This window comes from Caulobacter sp. LARHSG274, assembly GCF_052871235.1.
On record NZ_JBIXJO010000020.1, the window covers coordinates 40,444 to 57,899 of the forward strand.

The 17,456-nt window shown below is 68.7% G+C and carries 14 protein-coding genes; 10 read left to right on the forward strand and 4 right to left on the reverse strand.

Going from position 1 to position 17,456, the window contains the following annotated elements; genetic code table 11:
• Positions 1 to 90: 90 nt before the first annotated feature.
• The 4 genes from ACIPQB_RS22325 to ACIPQB_RS22340 are packed head-to-tail and all read left to right on the forward strand — an operon-like array spanning position 91 to position 5,292.
• A complete protein-coding gene (locus tag ACIPQB_RS22325) occupies positions 91 to 1,347 on the forward strand; it encodes a hypothetical protein (RefSeq protein ID WP_446487445.1) in 1,257 nt (418 codons plus the stop codon).
• A 15-nt stretch (positions 1,348 to 1,362) separates the two neighbouring features.
• Entirely contained in the window at positions 1,363 to 2,601 is a 1,239-nt protein-coding gene (locus ACIPQB_RS22330) for a cytochrome P450 (protein ID WP_446487446.1), read from the forward strand.
• Between the two features lie 5 nt (positions 2,602 to 2,606).
• Positions 2,607 to 3,902 (forward strand): sulfotransferase family protein, encoded by a 1,296-nt coding sequence (locus tag ACIPQB_RS22335; protein WP_446487447.1) that lies wholly within the window; start codon positions 2,607 to 2,609, stop codon positions 3,900 to 3,902.
• A 10-nt stretch (positions 3,903 to 3,912) separates the two neighbouring features.
• The gene (locus ACIPQB_RS22340; RefSeq protein ID WP_446487448.1) at positions 3,913 to 5,292 is read left to right on the forward strand and encodes a DUF1254 domain-containing protein; all 1,380 of its coding nucleotides are present in this window, start codon (positions 3,913 to 3,915) and stop codon (positions 5,290 to 5,292) included.
• 163 nt (positions 5,293 to 5,455) lie between these two features.
• Here ACIPQB_RS22340 and ACIPQB_RS22345 read toward each other — a convergent pair whose 3' ends face one another.
• On the reverse strand, positions 5,456 to 6,298 hold the full coding sequence (locus tag ACIPQB_RS22345; RefSeq protein ID WP_446487449.1) for an oxidoreductase: 843 nt from the start codon (positions 6,296 to 6,298) through the stop codon (positions 5,456 to 5,458).
• 243 nt (positions 6,299 to 6,541) lie between these two features.
• Here ACIPQB_RS22345 and ACIPQB_RS22350 point away from each other — a divergent pair, with 243 nt between their 5' ends.
• Positions 6,542 to 8,893: a TonB-dependent receptor gene (locus tag ACIPQB_RS22350; RefSeq protein ID WP_446487450.1), complete on the forward strand. Its 2,352-nt coding sequence runs from the start codon at positions 6,542 to 6,544 to the stop codon at positions 8,891 to 8,893.
• A 116-nt stretch (positions 8,894 to 9,009) separates the two neighbouring features.
• Here ACIPQB_RS22350 and ACIPQB_RS22355 read toward each other — a convergent pair whose 3' ends face one another.
• Genes ACIPQB_RS22355 through ACIPQB_RS22365 form a run of 3 tightly spaced genes read right to left on the reverse strand, consistent with a single transcriptional unit; the run spans position 9,010 to position 11,629 of the window.
• Entirely contained in the window at positions 9,010 to 9,564 is a 555-nt protein-coding gene (locus tag ACIPQB_RS22355) for a nuclear transport factor 2 family protein (RefSeq protein WP_446487451.1), read from the reverse strand.
• Between the two features lie 11 nt (positions 9,565 to 9,575).
• Complete coding sequence (locus tag ACIPQB_RS22360) at positions 9,576 to 10,439, reverse strand: SDR family NAD(P)-dependent oxidoreductase (protein WP_446487452.1); 864 nt, start codon at positions 10,437 to 10,439, stop codon at positions 9,576 to 9,578.
• Complete coding sequence (locus ACIPQB_RS22365) at positions 10,436 to 11,629, reverse strand: CaiB/BaiF CoA transferase family protein (RefSeq protein WP_446487453.1); 1,194 nt, start codon at positions 11,627 to 11,629, stop codon at positions 10,436 to 10,438. Before ACIPQB_RS22365 ends, ACIPQB_RS22360 begins: the two co-directional genes overlap by 4 nt.
• A gap of 273 nt (positions 11,630 to 11,902) precedes the next feature.
• Here ACIPQB_RS22365 and ACIPQB_RS22370 point away from each other — a divergent pair, with 273 nt between their 5' ends.
• From ACIPQB_RS22370 to ACIPQB_RS22390, 5 genes are read left to right on the forward strand one after another with little or no spacing between them, the layout of a single operon-like run.
• Positions 11,903 to 13,072, forward strand: a complete 1,170-nt coding sequence (locus ACIPQB_RS22370; RefSeq protein WP_446487491.1) for an acyl-CoA dehydrogenase family protein — start codon at positions 11,903 to 11,905, stop codon at positions 13,070 to 13,072.
• A 23-nt stretch (positions 13,073 to 13,095) separates the two neighbouring features.
• Positions 13,096 to 13,989, forward strand: coding sequence for an HpcH/HpaI aldolase/citrate lyase family protein (locus tag ACIPQB_RS22375; RefSeq protein WP_446487454.1), 894 nt, complete (start codon positions 13,096 to 13,098; stop codon positions 13,987 to 13,989).
• A complete protein-coding gene (locus tag ACIPQB_RS22380) occupies positions 13,986 to 15,257 on the forward strand; it encodes an acetyl-CoA hydrolase/transferase family protein (protein WP_446487455.1) in 1,272 nt (423 codons plus the stop codon). Before ACIPQB_RS22375 ends, ACIPQB_RS22380 begins: the two co-directional genes overlap by 4 nt.
• Positions 15,257 to 16,024 (forward strand): enoyl-CoA hydratase/isomerase family protein, encoded by a 768-nt coding sequence (locus tag ACIPQB_RS22385; RefSeq protein WP_446487456.1) that lies wholly within the window; start codon positions 15,257 to 15,259, stop codon positions 16,022 to 16,024. The genes ACIPQB_RS22380 and ACIPQB_RS22385 overlap by 1 nt, the downstream gene beginning before the upstream one ends.
• A gap of 59 nt (positions 16,025 to 16,083) precedes the next feature.
• Positions 16,084 to 17,445, forward strand: a complete 1,362-nt coding sequence (locus ACIPQB_RS22390) for an aromatic ring-hydroxylating oxygenase subunit alpha (protein WP_446487457.1) — start codon at positions 16,084 to 16,086, stop codon at positions 17,443 to 17,445.
• Positions 17,446 to 17,456: the final 11 nt, after the last annotated feature.

The window sequence follows — 17,456 nt, forward strand, 5'->3', positions numbered from 1 at the left end:
CACCGGTTTAGTAATTGGTGGAGGAAACCATGCTCGACCGTTCGATGCGAACCGTCCAAGCGGCGCACGGCGAGGCCTGAGGAGATCGGCATGTCCGCGCCCTCGATCCTCAACGGCCCCGACCAGCGCGCGATCGAGGCGGACGCAGTGCGGCTGTTCGCCCATCCGGCGGTGCAGGCGGCCGTCGAGGCCAAGCGCGCGGCGTTCGAGGCCTCGCCTCTGGCCCACACCCCGGCCGGCCGCGCGACCCTGGCGCTGAATCTCGAGGAGATGGCCTTCAGCGCCGTGGTTTCGGTGGTGGCCATGGACGTCAACCGCCCCGCGGCCTTCTGGACCCTGAACCTGCCGCATGAGCGGCACGGACTGCGGGTTCCGGGCACGCGGCACGGCGTCGACAATCCCGACAACGTCTATCGCGTCATCGCCGTGGACGACGTCAACAGCTTCCGCATCGACGGCCAGGTCAACGCCCGGCCGGGCGCCGACGTCAGCTTCACCCTGTTCAACGCCTATCCGGGATCGGGCGTCGACAGCCAGTCCCAGGGCGTGCTGATTCTCGATCAATTGGCCAAGGACCCCGACGGCCGGTTTCACTTCACCGTCGGTCCCGACGCGGCCGGCGACCGGACCAATCACCTGCAGACCCGCCCCGGCGCCGCGCGGCTGATCTTCGTGCGCGACTCCCTGCAGGACTGGAGCGCCGAAACGCCGGTGTCGCTCAGCGTGACCCGCATCGCCGGGCCGGGCGCGGCCGAGCGCACCGACGACCAGCAGGTCGCCGAGGCGATCACGGCGATCGAGGTCTCCATCGACTACTGGATCCGCCTGATGCCGCACTGGTTCAGCGCGGCGTTCAATGTCGTCGCCCCGGGGCGGGCCAAGAACTTTTCCTACACCCAGCAGGCCACCAGCGAAGCCCGCTTCCGCCTGGCCGCGGACGAGGCCCTGGTCGTCACCGTCGATCCCTGCGGCGCCCGCTATCTGGGGGTGCAGCTGGCCGATCCGTGGGGGGCCTCGATGGACTACGGCGCGCACCTGTCGAGCCTGAACCAGCATCAGGCCCAGCGATCGGCCGACGGAACGATCAGCTATGTGGCCAGCCTGTCCGACCCCGGAGTCCACAACTGGCTGGACCCGGCCGGACTGGAGCAGGGGACCATGCTGCATCGTTGGCAGGGCCTGCCGGAGGGTGCGTTTCCGTCCGAGCGCTCGGTGCGGGCGGCGCGGGTGGTCAGGTTGGACCAACTGGACAGCGTCCTGCCGGCCGACATGCGTCGCGTCACCCCCGCCGAGCGACGTCAGCAATTGTCCGAACGCGCCGCCGGCCTGGCCCGGCGCCTGGCCTGAACACGGAGATCGTCCATGGCATCCGAGACCTCTTTCGATCCCTTCAGCGACGAGGCGCTGGAGAATCCCGGCGCGGTCTACGGCGCGCTTCTCGCCGCCTGTCCGTTTCACCACCAGCCGGCCCAGGCCGACAAACCGGAATTCTACGTCGTCAGCGACCACGAGCGGATCAAGACCGAGATCCTGCAGGACAATCCGATCTGGTCCTTCCGCTTCGGCAACGCGATGAAGGATTCGATCAGCGACGTCGGCTTCAAGTCCGACGGCGCCTTCCACGCCGCCTTCCGCCAGGTGGTCCAGCGCGGCCTGACGGCGCCGGCGGTCAGGGCCTGGCGGTCGCACATCGAGGCCATCGCCGACGAGCTGATCGACCGGATGGTCGCCATGCCGGCCGGCCGCGGCAATTTCCACGAGCTGTTCGCCCTGCCGCTGCCGGCCCGGATGATGTGCCTGATGCTGGGCGCGCCCGAGGCGGACTATCTGAACTACAAGCGCTGGAGCGACGCGCTGCAGTTCCTGACCTTCGGCGATCCCCAGCCCGGTTCGTACGAAACCGTGCTCAACGAGATCTATCCGCACTTCACCACCCTGATCGAGCAGCGCCGGGCCCTGCTGGCGGCGGCGGGCGTCACCGAGCCAGACCTGTCGCACCTGGGCACGGTGTTGCCCGACGACTTCATGTCGCGCGGCCTGGTCTCCAAGGTCGAGGGCCGGGCCCTTACCCACGAGGAGGTCCTCAACATCTGCCTGGCCTTCCTGACCGGCGGGCAGGAGACCACCACCAACCTGATCGGCCACCTGTTCCGCCGGCTGCTGGAGGTTCCCGAGCGCTGGGAGCGGCTGAAGGCCGAGCCCGAACTGATCGACAACGCCGTCGAGGAGTCGCTGCGCTTCGACCCGCCGGTGCTGGCCCACTTCCGCACCAGCCTGACCGCGACCGAGATGGAGGGTCACGAAATCCCTGAGCGCGCCAAGCTGATGTTCTCGATCTGCGGCGCCAATCGCGACCCGGCGGCGTTCGAGGCCCCGGACGAGTTCCGCATCGACCGTCCGCTGCCGGAGGCCCGCCGGCACCTGTCGTTCGGTTCGGGCGCCCACCTGTGTCTCGGCGCGCCGGTCGCCCGGCTTGAGGCGCGGATCGCCCTGGAGCGGATGATCGAACGCCTGCCGAACCTGCGCCTGCTTGGCGTGGAGGGCCGGGTCCGGACCTGGATGTACTGGGGCCACACCGACATCGACGTCGCCTGGAACTGACCGCCATGCTGAGATCCGTACCGCTGCCGCCGGACGCGGCCTTGACCGACCGCGCCCGGGCCCTGGCTTATCCCGAACACACGGCCGCGGGGCAGGCGGCCCTGCAGGCGGCCGTCCCGGCGGCGGCGAACCTGGTCCTGACGCCCGCCAGCTTGAAGGCCGAGGCCGTCCGCCGGGCCGGAGGGCTGGAGGATTTCGGCCCCGCGCCGCTCGACGAGCCCTTGGCCGTGCTCTGTGGTTCGCTCAATGACGAGATCGCCCTGCACGCGCTGGGGCGGGTGCAGGTGTTCAACCAACTGGTCGGCCTGCTGACCACGCGGCTGCGTTTCGAGGCGTTGTGGAAGCGCCATCCGGAGATTCTCGACCTGCCGGTCGAGCGGCCGATCATCGTCATCGGCCTGCCCCGCAGCGGCACGACCATCCTGCACCGATTGCTGTCCTACGATCCCGGCAAGCGCTCGTCGCCGTTCTGGGAGCAGGTGGCGCCGCTGCCCGACGGCGACCCGACCGCCCCCCAGCCCGATCCGGATCCGCGGCTGGTCCGCATGCGCGGCGTCCTCGACATGCTCGACACCGTCGTGCCGGACCTAAAGCTGATGCACGAGCTGAGGGCCGATGAGCCGGACGAGGACATCAGCCTGCTGATCTTCGCCTTCGCCTCGCTGCAGTTCGAGTGGAGCTACCGCGTCCCCAGCTACAGCCGCTGGTACCAGGACTTCGATCACACCGAGGGCTACCGCTACTTCCGCCGCGTGCTGCAGACCTTGCAATGGCTGCGTGGCGGCGAGCGCTGGGTGCTGAAGGCGCCGCAGCACCTGGAGCAACTGAAGCCGCTGCTCAGCGTGTTTCCCGACGCCATCCTGGTGCAGACCCACCGCGATCCGGCGCCGGCGATCATTTCCCTGGCCAGCCTGACCACCTATGGCGGGCGGCGGTACTACGACCATCCCAATCCCCACGCCGTCGGGGCCGACATGGCCGCCATCGTCGAGCGCCTGCTGCGCCGGGGCGTGGAGGACCGGCCGCAGGACGAGCGGCGCTTCGTCGACATCCAGTTCACCGACCTGGTCGCCGATCCGCTGGGCTGCGTGCGGCGCATCTATGCGGCGGCGGGCGACGTGCTGAGCCCCGCGGCGGAGGCGGCCATGCAGGCCTGGATCGACGACAACCGCCAGGGCAAGCATGGCGGCCACGACTATGCCGCCGAGGACTTCGGCCTCGACGTCGCCGATCTGCGCCGCCGCCTGGACTTCTACCGGGAGCGCTTCGCCATTCCCGTCGACCGCCGGTTCGCCGGCTGAGGAGCGCGCCATGACCTCGCCCATCGACCCGGCCCTGTCGGCTGACGAGATCTCGGCCATCGCCCGCGAGGCCTATGTCTACGCGTTCCCGATGATGATCGCCTACGGCTTCTTCCATCGCCAGACCTGCGGGCCGGACACGCCGGAAAAGCAGGCGATCGGGCGGTTCACCCATTTCCGCACCCTGGGCAGCCCGACCTTCAACAACGTGATCCCGTGGATCAACACCGACACCCTCTACTCGGCCGCCTGGCTCGACCTGCGCCGTGAACCGGTCGTGCTGTCGGTCCCCGCGTTCGAGGCGCACCGGTTCCAGAACGTCCAGGCCGCCGACTGGTACACGATGAACTTCTTCACCCGGGGCACGCGGGACGTGGGCAACGGCGCGCGGACCTATCTGCTGGCCGGGCCGGGATGGAGCGGGCCCCGGCCGAGGGGCGTCGACGAGGTGGTGGTCGCCGACAGCTGGATCATCAAGCTGTTCACCCGCATCATCGTCGAGGGACCCGACGACGGGCCGGCGATCCACGCCCTTCAGGACCAGTACGGCCTGACGCCGCTCAGCCAGTTCCTCGGCCAGCCCGCGCCGCCGGCTCCTTCCGAGCCGGAGTTTCCGGCGCCGCCGGCCTCCGGCCTGCGCGGGCGCGGCTTCTTCGAGCAGCCGACGCCGGAGTTCATCGCCACCTTCAACCAGCTGATGACCCAGGCCGCGGTCCATCCCGACGAGGCGGCGCTGTTCGAACGGTTCGCCCGCATCGGCGCCGTCCCCGGCGGGGCGTTCGACGTCGCCGCCCTGACGGCGGAGCAGGCCGCGGCGATCCAGACCGGGATCGACGCCGGCCTGGCCCAGATCGAACACCGGCTGGCCAATCTGGACACGCCGGTCAACGGCTGGGTCTATCCGATGGACCTGCGGGGCGGGCGCGACCGGCTGACCGGCGGCGACGCGGCCTATCTGGCCCGGGCGGTCGCCGCCCGCTACGCCATCTGGGGGCCCGGCGCCGAGGAGGTGGTCTATATGGTCGCCGAGGTCGACGCCGCCGGCGCGCCGCTGGACGGAACCACCGCCGCCTACGAAATCCGCTTCGATCAGGCCCCGCCGGTGGACGGGTTCTGGTCCTACACGATCTACGACGCCGCCAGCCGCCTGCTGGTTCCGCACCCTTCAGGCCGCTATAAGCGCGGCGACCGCGACGCCGACATCCGCCGCAACGCGGACGGCGGTTTCAGCCTGTTGCTGCAGAACGCACCGCCCCCCGCCGGCCGCGAAGGCGACTGGCTGCCGGTTCCGGCCGGACGTTTCCAGGTGGTCGGCCGGCTCTACGGCCCTCACGCGCCCTTGCTGAGTCGGGCCTACGCCCCGCCGCCGCTGGTCCGCGTCGCGCCCTGACGGCTGGAACGTCCATCCTACCCCGTCTCCCCGGCGAAGGCCGGGGCCCAGATCATAGGGCTGTGCGTTTTGGATAAGCGGCCAGCACGACGGCTGAACCGGGGCCCCGGCCTTCGCCGGGGAGACGGCGTGAAGAGGATTTAGCCCTCAAGCACCGGCCTCGTTAGTCCGGATAGGCCGTCGACTCGACCAGGTCGACGTGGAGGTCGTAGTCGGCCAGGCGCGTCTGCAGGGCGTCGAGGACATATTTGCGGCCGTCGGCGCCGAGCGCCATGTGCACGGGCGGCTTGTCCATCGCGGCCAGCGCCAGGATGACGGCCGCGCCGCGGGCCGGGTCGTTGGGAGCCGGAACGACGGGGCGCTCCATCGACTGGCGCATGCGGGCGGTGGTCGCCGCATAGTCGGGCAGGGGGGCTTGGGCCCAGGCCATGCTGGCGGCGCCGAAATTGGTCCGGAAACCGCCCGGCTCGACCACGGTCACCCGGATGCCGAACGGGGCCAGCTCCTTGGCCAGGGCCTGGCTGAGACCGGCCACGGCGAACTTGGAGGCGCAATAGAGGCTCATGCTCGGGAACCCGCGGGCGCCGGCCACCGAGCCGATATTGATGATCGCCCCGCCGCCACGGGCCTTCAGATGCGGAATCGCCGCCTTCACGACCCGGAACACGCCGAAGAAGTTGGTGTCCATCTGCCGTGCGGCCTCGGCCTCGCTCAGTTCCTCGACGGCGCCGACCAGGCCATAGCCGGCGTTGTTGACCACGACGTCCAGCCCTCCGGCCAAGCGCGCCGCGGCGTCGACGGCGGGGCCGACGGCCTCGGCGTCGGTGACGTCGAGAGCCAGGGCATGGGCCCGGCCAGGGGCCAGGGCCTCGAAGGCGGCGAACTGCTCGGCCTTGCGCAGGGTGCCGACGACGACGTGGCCGGCCGCCAGGGCCGCCTCGGCGATCGCGCGGCCCAAACCGCTGGACACGCCGGTGATCAGCCAGACTTGAGGAGAGGATGTCATCGGGACCTCGCTACGCTTCCGGCGCGATGTCCGGAGGTCGCGAACCTTTCCCGCGCGGCCTCGCGCGTCCAGTCGCCGCAGCGGGGCTTTGCCGCATTATCGCGAACGCGATCAGCTGGGCAGATCGATAGGCAGAAACGCGGCCAGGCCTATGCTGCGTCACTAAGAGCCCGCCGGAGAGAGCGGGCCTTGCGTCATCCAGGCGGGTGGCGGCCAGGGACAACATCAGGAAGGGGACGCTTCATGGGCATTCGACGGAATTGGCGGGCGCTGGCAAGCGTCACCACGGCTTTGTGCGGCCTGCCGGCCATTGCGCTTGCGCAGCAGGCTCCGGCGGCGGCGCCGCCCGCCGCGCCGGCCCCCGCCGCAGAGCAGACCATCACCACGGTCGATGACATCATCGTCACCGCCCGCCGCCGCGAAGAACGGCTCCAGGACGTGCCGCTGGCCGTCACCGCCGTCGCGCCCAAGGCCCTGGAACGGGCCAACATCACCAACGTCTCGGGTCTTCGGACCCAGGCTCCGGCCCTGATCATCGTTCCGGGCGCCGGCGCCAACAAGAGCACCCCGACCTTCGCCATCCGCGGCCAGAGCCAGCAGGAGCTGACGATCCTGGCCGACCCGTCGGTCTCGCTCTATATCGGCGACATCGTCGCCCCGCGCTCGCAAGGCGCCAACGGCGGCCTGTTCGACCTGGCCTCGGTCCAGGTGCTCAAGGGCCCGCAGGGCACGCTGTTCGGCCGCAACTCGACCGGCGGCATCGTCCAACTGATCCCCAACGCCCCCACCCATGAAGCCGGCGGCTCGGTCGGCGTCACGGTCGGCAATTTCGGGACCCTGAACACCGAGGCCGTCGTCAACATGCCGCTGGGCGACAAGCTGGCGGCCCGCCTGGCCGTGGTCAGCAACAAGGACGACGGCTACTTCTACGACGTCCTGCTGGGCCGCAATGTCAACTTCACCGACAACCAGGCGCTGCGGTTCTCCCTGAAGTGGGATCCCAGCGAGGCCCTGACCAACACCCTGGTGGTCGACGCCTACCACTCCAACGAGGGCGGCGCCGGCTCCTATATCCGCGCCATCAATCCCAACGGCGTCTTCAATTCCGCGCCGGCCCGGACCCCGCGCAACTATCCGACCCTGCAGCAGATGCTCGCCAATCAGCAGGCGCTCGGCACGCTCAAGACCGCCAGCGGCACGCCGGCCTTCTCCAAGGTCGAAACCGTCACCGTCGCCAACTCGACGGTCTACGAGCTCAGCGACCACGTCTCGATCAAGAACATCCTCGGCTTCCGCAATGTGAAGTCGCACAGCTACGAAGACACCGACGGCCTGCCGATCCCGCTTCTGGAGATCGAGCGGATCTTCGACCAGCACCAGTTTTCCGACGAGTTCCAGATTCTCGGCCAGAGCGGCAATCTGAACTGGATCACCGGCGCCTATTACTTCCGTGAAAAGGGCTCGGACCAGGGCGCCAGCGTCACCGGCGCGGTCGATTTCGGCGACGTGCAGCCCACCAGCGTCTTCGCCTATCCGGGCTGGGCCAACACCTGGGTCAAGGCCAAGAACACCAGCTACGCCGTCTTCGCCCAGGGCACCTACGCCTTCGAAAGCGTGAAAGGGCTGTCGCTGACCGCCGGCGTGCGCGGCAACTGGGACAAGCGCGAGGCCGACATCCTGAGCCGGACGGCGACCGCCTGCCGTTTCACCGTCGACGCCGACAACAATCCGGCCACCGCCGAAACGCGGCCGACCCTGGCCAATTGCGACCTGCCGCTGGCCGTCAAGTACAGCGAGCCGACCTACAACGTCAGCCTCGACTACAAGTTCGGCGACAACAAGCTGGTCTATGTCGCCCACCGCCATGGCTACCGCACCGGCGGCTTCGGCGCCCGCGCCTCGACCGAGGCGGGCCTGCGCCGGACCTTCGAGCCCGAGATCGTCGACGACGTCGAAGTCGGGGTGAAGGCCGATTGGCGCTTCAACGGCGCCTTCCTGCGCACCAACCTGGCCGCCTACAGCAGCCAGTACAAGGACATCCAGCGGCTGCTGCAGGACAACACCGTGATCCCGATCACGACGGTGACCGCCAACGCCCAGAAGGCCCAGGTCCAGGGCGGCGAGTTCGAATTCCTGTTCCGGCCGGTTCCGTCGGTCGAGCTGTCGGGCTTCTGGTCCTATGCCGACGCCAAGTTCAAGAAGTTCATCGATCCGAACGGCGTCGACCTGTCGGCCACCGCCTTCTCGCGGACGCCCAAGAACGTCTACAGCCTGTCGGCCCGCTTCATGCCGACCATCCCGGACAAGATCGGCAGCGAACTGTCGTTTGGCGCCAGCTATTTCCACAGCGACGGCTTCGTCGACAACGACGGCGCGGCGCCGACCCAGGTCACCTACGCCTACGAGCTGGTCAATCTGAACGCCGAACTGCGCAATGTCGGCGGGACCAACGCCACGGTCGGCCTCTATGTCAACAACGCCCTGAATGAGAAGTACGACTTCGCCATGCTCGACGTCTTCTCCTCGCTGGGCTTCAGCGCCCGGACCCCGGGCGATCCCAGGACCTACGGCGTGCGACTGAAGTACGAGTTCTAGGGTCTGTGGACCGTCGAGACGCTCGACCGCCTTGGTCGAGCGTCTCGATCGGCGCGGTTTCGATCTGGAGGCTGGAGGGATCGCCATTGCCGGTCCCGCCAGCCGCCGCGCCGGCTTCAGGACGGAACGTTGGGTTCGCGCAGGTTGGTCAGCGGGCGGCGGTAGGAGATGTCGTCGCGGTCGCGCGAGGCGGCGCCGTTGAGGTGGACGCCCGGCACGTCGCCGAACGGGATCGGCATGGTCGGCAAGACGCCCGACCATTCGATCACGGTGCTGCGCACGGCGATCTTCCACGCGCCGGCGCGGCGCTCGAACCGGTCGAGATAGCGGCCGCCGGCGATCCAGTTGCTGTCGTCGCGATTGCGGGCCGCGAACAGGTAGTAGGTCTCGGTATGGGCGGTGTCGCCGTCGAGGTCGCAACTGTGGTTGAGCAGGGCGTGGTGCGTCGCCGACTGGCCGAGGTCGTGCAGGTTCCGGGCCCAGTCATAGAGGGCGTCCGGCTGGCCGACGAAGGTTCCGGCGGCGATCTCGGCGTCGGGGTGGAAGGCCGACAGGAAGGCGTCGCGGTCGAAGCGGTCCATGCCCCGGCTGAACCGGAGCAGGCTGTCGAAGATGTCCTGCCGGTCCAGCAGTTCCCCCAGGCGGGCGAGCTTGTCGGTGTCGCGGGTCATTGCGCTTCTCCTTAGATCGCTTGCCAGATCGGCGCGCCGCGCTGTTCGCGCAGCGACGGGATCACCTTGCCGTCGACGTCGGTGACGCCGTAGTCCTGGGCCAGTTCGGCGGTGATCAGGGTGGCGCCCGAGCGCTGCATGACCTGCGGATCGCTGGCCAGGGCGACGATCACCCGGCCCGGGAATTCGGGCGAACAGCCGACCAGCGGATTGGTGACGATGCTCTGTTTCATCGCCGGATTGTTGGCGATGTTGCGCTCGGCCCGCTCGGTGAAGGTCAGGCCCTGCCACAGCGAGACCGAGGCGACGCCGTGCGGCTTCAGCTCGATCGCCATGTCGCGCGCCATGCGGTCGACCGCCGACTTGCAGGTCCCGAAGACGATGCCATAGGTGTAGGTGACCCCGACATAGCCCGAGATCGCCACGATCAGCCCGGACTTTTGGGGCGTCATGATCTTGGCCGCATGCCAGGCCGCCACGAAGTTGGAGCGCACGCCGACATCGACCATTTCCCAGTTGGACAGCGGCTTTTCCCAGAACGGCCTGGGCTCGGTCAGGTCCTCGGGCAGGGCGAAGGCGTTGTTGACCAGGATGTCGAGCCGGCCTTGCTCGCGCTCGACCTGGGCGAACAGCGCCGCGACCTGGTCGTCGTCGGCGTGATCGACCTGGACGGCGACGCCCTTGCCGCCGCGGCGATCGCATTCCAGCGCCGTCTCGCCGACCGTGCCGGGCAGGGGATGGGAGCCCGCCGTCACCGTTCGTCCGGTGACATAGACGGTCGCGCCGGCCTCGGCCAGAGCCAGGGCGATGCCCTTGCCGATGCCGCGGCTGGCGCCGGTCACCACGGCGACCTTGCCTGAAAGTACGCCTGTCATGTGTCGCTCCCGGTCAGCAGGGCGGCCGCGCCGATGGCGTCCAGCCCGAATTCTTCGCGCACCTGCTGCGTATGCTCGCCCAGCTCCGGGGCGGGGCCCGCCACCTTGCCCGGCGTCGCCGAGAAGGTCGTTGGGACGCCCGGAAAGCGAACCTTGCCCCGGCGCGTCTCGATCGTCTCGAAGAAGCCGACGGCCTCCAGGTGGGGGTTGCGCAGCAGTTCGTCGGGCGTGCGCAGCGGCGCGGCGGGAATGCCGAGCTTGCGCAGCAGGTCCAGCCATTCCTGGGTCGTGCGGGTCAGGAAGGTTTCCGCCAGCAGGCCGTAGATCCGGTCGATGTGCTGCGCGCGCTGGCCCAGGGTCGCGAACGCCTCGCTGGCCCAGGCCGGCTTCACGGCCTCGACGAACAGCGCCCAGTGCTTGTCGTTGTAGATCAGCGCCGAGACCTGGCCGTCGCGGGTGCGGTAGGGCCTGCGGTTGGCGGCGACCACGCGCGGATAGCAGGCCGGACCGAGGGGGGGATCGAACATCGCGCCGTTGGCGTGCTCGACCAGCATGAACGAGGCCATGGTCTCGAACATGCCGATCTCGACCTCCTGGCCTTGCCCGGTCCGCTCGCGGTGGAACAGGGCCATGGTCGTGGCGTAGAGCGCGGTCAGGCCCGCCACCTTGTCGGCGACGATCGTGCCGACATAGCTGGCCTCGCCGGTCAGCATGCCCTGGACGGCGGTCAGGCCGCATTCGGCCTGGATGGTGTCGTCATAGGCCGGCTGGTCCCGCTCCGGGCCCTTGCGGCCATAGCCGTAGCAGTTGGTGTAGACGATCGAGGGATTGATCGCCGCGACCGCCGCATAGTCGAAGCCCAGCCTGGCGATGGCCTTGGACCGCATCGAATGGATGAAGACGTCGGCCCGTTCCAGCAGGGCCCATAGCGCGGCCTTGCCCTCGGCGCTCTGCAGGTCGAGCACGATGCTGCGCTTGCCGCGGTTGACGTTGACGAACACCCCGGCCATGCCGGGCGTCGGGGCGACCGAAATATAGCGGGTGGCGTCGCCCCCGGGCGGCTCCACCTTGATCACGTCCGCGCCCATGTCCGCCATGATCTGGGTCGCATAGGGCCCGAAGACCATGCTGGTCAGGTCGATGACGCGCACGCCAGACAGGGGACCGGCGCCCCGAGGTTTCTCGTCCATGTACTGCTCCTCGCCGCCCCTTAGCGGCTAGAGCCTGTCGGGATCAGATGGAGTCATCTGATCCCGATGAACAGGCTCTAGATTCAAACATTTAGAGCGCGTTTGGCGGGCGAAACCGCTCACACTTTCGCCCAACGCGCTCTAGGCCAATGGTCGGCCTAAATCCATCGGCTTGCCCTCCGCACGGGCGATATGTGCCGGCCCGGTCGTTGTGGGGCCGTGCTACGACTGCTACCCGCCGAGGCCGTCAACACGCCCGGAACAAGGTCGCAAATCGTGGATTTCTCATTCACTCCAGACCAGCAGAACATCCGCGAGGCGATCCTCAAGCACTGCTCGCAGTTCCCCGACGAGTACTGGCTGGAGCGCGACCAGTCGGGCGTGTTTCCCGAGGATTTCTACCGCTCGCTGGCCGACGCCGGCTGGCTCGGCATCGCCATGCCGGAGGCCTATGGCGGCTCGGGCCTGGGGATCACCGAAGCCTCGATCATGATGCAGGCGATCGCCGAATCCGGCGCGGGCATGAGCGGCGCCTCGGCGGTCCATATCAACATCTTCGGCCTGCAGCCGATCATCCTATTCGGCACGGAAGCGCAGAAGCAGCGGTCGATCCCCGGCATCATCAGCGGCCAGGACAAGGCCTGCTTCGCCGTCACCGAGCCCAATGCCGGCCTCAACACCACGGCCCTGAAGACCCGGGCCGAGCGCAAGGACGGCGGCTACCTGGTCAATGGCGAGAAGATCTGGATCTCGACGGCCCAGGTCGCCAACAAGATGCTGCTGCTGGCCCGCACCACGCCGATCGACCAGGTCAAGCGCAAGACCGAGGGGCTGTCACTGTTCTACACCGACTTCGACCGCAGCAAGATCGACGTGCGCCTGATCCACAAGATGGGCCGCCACGCCATCGACTCGAACATGCTGTTCATCGAGGACCTGTGGATCCCGCAGGAGGATCTGATCGGCAAGGAGGGCGAAGGCTTCAAGCTCATCCTGCACGGGCTCAATCCTGAGCGGGTGCTTCTCGCCTCCGAAGCGGTCGGGCTGGGGCGCGTGGCGATCAAGCGCGCCGCCCGCTACGCCCGCGAGCGGATCGTCTTCGACCGGCCGATCGGCCAGAACCAGGGCATCCAGCATCCGCTCGCCAAGTGCTGGGCGCAGCTGGAGGCGGCCAACCTGATGGCGATGAAGGCCGCGGACCTGTTCGACAAGGGCCTGGACTGCGGCGTCGAGGCCAACGCCGCCAAGTACCTGGCCGGCGAGTTCGGGTTCGAGGCCTGCCACACCGCCATGCTCACCCTGGGCGGCATGGGCTACGCCCAGGAATATCATGTCGAGCGCTATGTCCGCGAAAGCCTGATCCCCAGGACCGCGCCGGTCAGCCCGCACATGATCCTCAACTACCTGGCGGAAAAGGTTCTGGAACTGCCCAAGTCCTATTGAGCGATCCGGATCGGGAAAAGCGAATGACCACGGCCAAAGACACCCCGCTGAAGATGCGCTCCTGGCTCTTTGCGCCGGGCGACAGCGAAAGGAAGATGGACAAGGCGACCGCCGGTCCGGCGGACATCGTGATCTTCGACCTGGAAGACGCCGTGGCGCCCGAGGAGAAGCCGACGGCGCGCCGGATCGTCAGCACATTCCTGGCGCGGCAGCCCGAAGACCGTTCGCGCCTGTGGGTGCGGGTCAATCCGCTGGACGGCCCTCATACCCTGACCGACCTGGCGGCGATCATGCCCGGGCGACCAGGCGGGATCATGCTGCCCAAGGCGCGCGGCCGGGCCGATGTCGAGCGGCTGGACCACTATCTGTCGGCCCTGGAGGTCGCCAACGGCATGGAGCTGGGCGCGACCAAGGTCATCGCCCTGGTCACCGAGACCGCCGAGGGCATGTTCACGACCGGCGACTACGCCAGCGCGCCGCGGCTGGTCGCCATGACTTGGGGCGCCGAGGACCTGGCCGACGCCCTGGGCGCCAGCGAGAACCGCAATCCCGACGGCGGCTACGCCTTCACCTACCAGCTGGCCCGCAGCCTGTGCCTGCTGGGCGCGGCGGCCGCGCGGGTCGCGCCGATCGAGACCATCCAGGGCGACTTCCGTGACCTGGAGACCCTGCGCAAGCGGGCCGATCAGGTGCGTCGCGACGGCTATCGCGGCATGCTGGCGATCCACCCGGCCCAGGTCGAAGTGATCAACGCCGCCTTCAGCCCGACCGCCGAGGAGATCGCCGCCGCCCAGGAGATCGTCGACCTGTTCGCCGCCAACCCGGGCGTCGGCGCGATCGGCTACAAGGGCGGCATGCTCGACCGCCCCTATCTGGCCCGGGCCCAGGCGCTGCTGGCGCTGGCGGAACGGTCGTGACCTTCACCACCGACGCCGCCGGGCTGGACCTCAGCCGCTTCCTGCGGCCGGGCGACCACGTCGCCATCGGCCAGGCCTGCGGCGAGCCGACCACCCTGGTCGAGGCGCTGATCGCCCAGGGCCAGGACATCGGCGACCTGTCGGCGTTCATCGCCACCAGCTTTTCGGGGCTGTTCACGCCGGAAACGGCAGAGAGCTTCGCCCTGTCCAGCATGGGCGCGATCGGCGCGTTGCGGTCGATGACCAAGGCCGGCAAGCTGGGGATCGTTCCCGCCCATGTCAGCCAGATCGGGCCGATGATCGCCCAGGGCCTGATCGGCTGCGACGTCGCCTTCGTCCAGGTCAGCCCGGCCGACGCCGACGGCCAGCACAGCTTCGGCCTGATCAGCGACCATGTGCGGGCGATGATCGACAAGGCCCGCGTGGTGATCGCCGAGATCAACGACCAGGTCCCCTATAGCTTCGGCGAACGGCTGCCGGCGGCGCGGATCGACTGCGCCGTCCAGGTCTCCCGACCGCCGGTGGAGGTCGCGCCGGCCAAGATCGGCGAGACCGACGCGGCGATCGCCCGCCACGCCGCCGGCTATATCGGCGACGGGGCGGTGATCCAGACCGGCGTCGGCGCCGTGCCGGACGCGATCCTGCGCCTGCTGCACGACCGCAAGGACCTGGGCGTCCATTCGGGCATGCTCGGCGACGGCCTGGTCGAGCTGGTCGAGGCCGGCGTCGTCACCAACGCCCGCAAGGCCATCGACGCCGGCGTCTCGATCAACGGCGCCCTGATCGGCACCCGCAAGCTCTATGACTTCGCCCGCTGCAATCCGGCGATCCGCATGTGCGCTACAAGCTACACGCACGACGCGGCGGTATTGGCGCGACTGGAGCGGCTGGTGACGATCAATTCGGCGCTGGAAGTCGACCTGACCGGCCAGGTCAACGCCGAACAGAGCGGGGCCGCCTATCTGGGCGGGACCGGCGGCCAGGTCGACTTCGTTCGGGCCGGGGCCCGCTCGCCCGGCGGTCGCGCGATTATCGCGCTGCCCGCCACCGCCAAGGACGGGACGATCAGCCGGATCGTGCCGACGCTGTCCGGGCCCGTGACGACGGCCCGCAGCGACGTCGACGTCATCGTCACCGAGTTCGGCGCGGCCGAGCTGAAGGGCCAGTCGCTGGCCGAGCGCACCCGCCGCCTGATCGCCGTCGCTCATCCGGACTTCCGCGAAGCGCTCGACCGCGCGGCCCACACCATCCAGCAGAGGGGCTTCTGATGAGCGACGCTGTCCTGTTCGAAGCCCGCGACGACGGCGTCGCCGTCATCACGTTGAACCGGCCCGAGCAACGCAACGCCTTGGGCCAGGACATCCGCGACGGCCTGTTCGCCGCCTGGGACCGGTTCGAGCGCGACCCGGCCCTGCGCGTCGCCATCCTGACCGGGGCGGGGGACAAGGCGTTCTGCGCCGGCGGCGACCTGAAGGAAATGGTCGAGCGCGGCCTGCAGGTCCCGCCGCGCGACATGTTCCCGGTCCCCGGCGACAATATGGAGCTGTCCAAGCCGACGATCGCCGCCGTCAACGGCGTGGCCTTCGCCGGTGGCTGGATGATCGCCCAGGCCTGCGACCTGTGCGTGGCCAGCACCGTGGCCCGGTTCGCCATCACCGAGGTCAAGGTCGGGCGCAGCTCGCCCTGGGCCGCGCCGCTGATCCACATGATCCCGCAGCGGATCATGATGGAGATCATCCTGACCGGTAAGCCGATCACCGCCCAGCGCGCCTATGAGATCGGCCTGGTCAACCGGCTGGCCGAGCCCGAGGCGCTGATGGACAAGGCGATCGAGCTGGCCCAGGAGATCCTCGACGGCGCGCCACTGTCGGTGAAGGCCGGCCGCGAGACCGTGATGCTGGCGACCGAGATGGGCCGCGCCGCCGCCTTGCAGGCCGCCCGGCATGCGTCCGAATACGCCTACCGCAGCCAGGACGCCCAGGAAGGTCCCCGGGCCTTCGCCGAGAAGCGTCGGCCGGACTGGAAATCGCGGTAGCGATACGGGCCTCGGCGGGGCGGTGCTATCAAATGGCCGTTGCAGCAGGTGAGACCGCGATGACCAGGATGGGCAAGATCGCCGAGACTCCCGAGGACCTGGTCGGACCCGTCACCGTTCCCGCCGAAGCCTATGTCTCCAGGGACTATGCGCGCGCCGAACAGGACCGGCTGTGGCGCAAGACCTGGCTGCAGGCCGGGCGCATCGAGGAAATCCCCGAGGTCGGCAGCTTCATCACCTACGACATCGGCGTCGACTCGGTGATCATCACCCGCACCGGCCCCGACGAGATCCGCGCCTATCACAATGTCTGCCCGCATCGCGGCCGTCGGCTGATCGACACGCCGCCGGGCCAGCATCACGCCAGCGGCAAGCGGATGAGCTTCGTCTGCGGCTTCCACGCCTGGACCTTCAACCTCGAAGGCCGCTGCACCTATATCGAACACAAGGACGACTGGCAGGGCGCCCTGACCGACAGCCGCACCAGCCTGGGCAAGGTCCAGGTCGACACCTGGGGCGGGTGGATCTGGATCAATCTCGATCCTGACGCCGCGCCGCTCGGCGCCTATCTCGATCCGATTCCGGCGATGCTGGATCCGTTCCAGACCCAGAACATGCGGTACCGCTGGCGCAAGTGGATCGTCTTCAACTGCAACTGGAAGGTGGCGATGGAGGCGTTCGCCGAGACCTATCACGTCTCCAGCACGCACCCGGAGTTCATGGAGTTCGGCCAGTTCCGCGGTTGGGCCCGCAACCACGGCCTGCACACCAATATCGGCTATGACGCGCCCAAGGACATGGAGGAGGACGCCGCCAAGCTCCGCCTGGGAACCGGCGGCGATCCGCGCATCACCACGGCCGAGCTGCAGAACTACACCTGGGAAAACGCCAACACCAACACCACCCGGACCCTGGTCGACGCCGCCAACCGGCTGAAGGACGAGCTGCCCGAGGGCACGCCCGCGCCGGTGGTTTTCCAGCACTGGCTGAAGTCGGCGCGCGAGCATGACGCGGCGCGCGGCGTGGTCTGGCCGGTGGTCGAGCCCTCGCACACGGCCAAGGCCGGCACCGCCTGGCAGGTGTTCCCGAACTTCCAGATCGGCCAGGCCGTCAACAACATGCTCTGCTACAGCGCCAAGCCCTATGGCGACGACCCGGACATGTGCATCTTCGAGGCGGCGGTTTACGAGCTGTTCCCGCAGGGCGAGGCGCCCGAGACGGCGTGGGAATACACCAGGGCCGAGGACTGGCCGCCGGTGCTGCAGCAGGACTTCAACAACATGGCCGCCGTCCAGCAGGGCATGAAGAACGTCGGCTTCCGCGGGACCCAGCCCAATCCCTACATGGAACGTTCGATCGCCAGCCTGCACTACAATCTGGCCCGCTACATGGGGACCGGCGCGCCGCGTTCGATCGCCTAGATGGCCGCAGC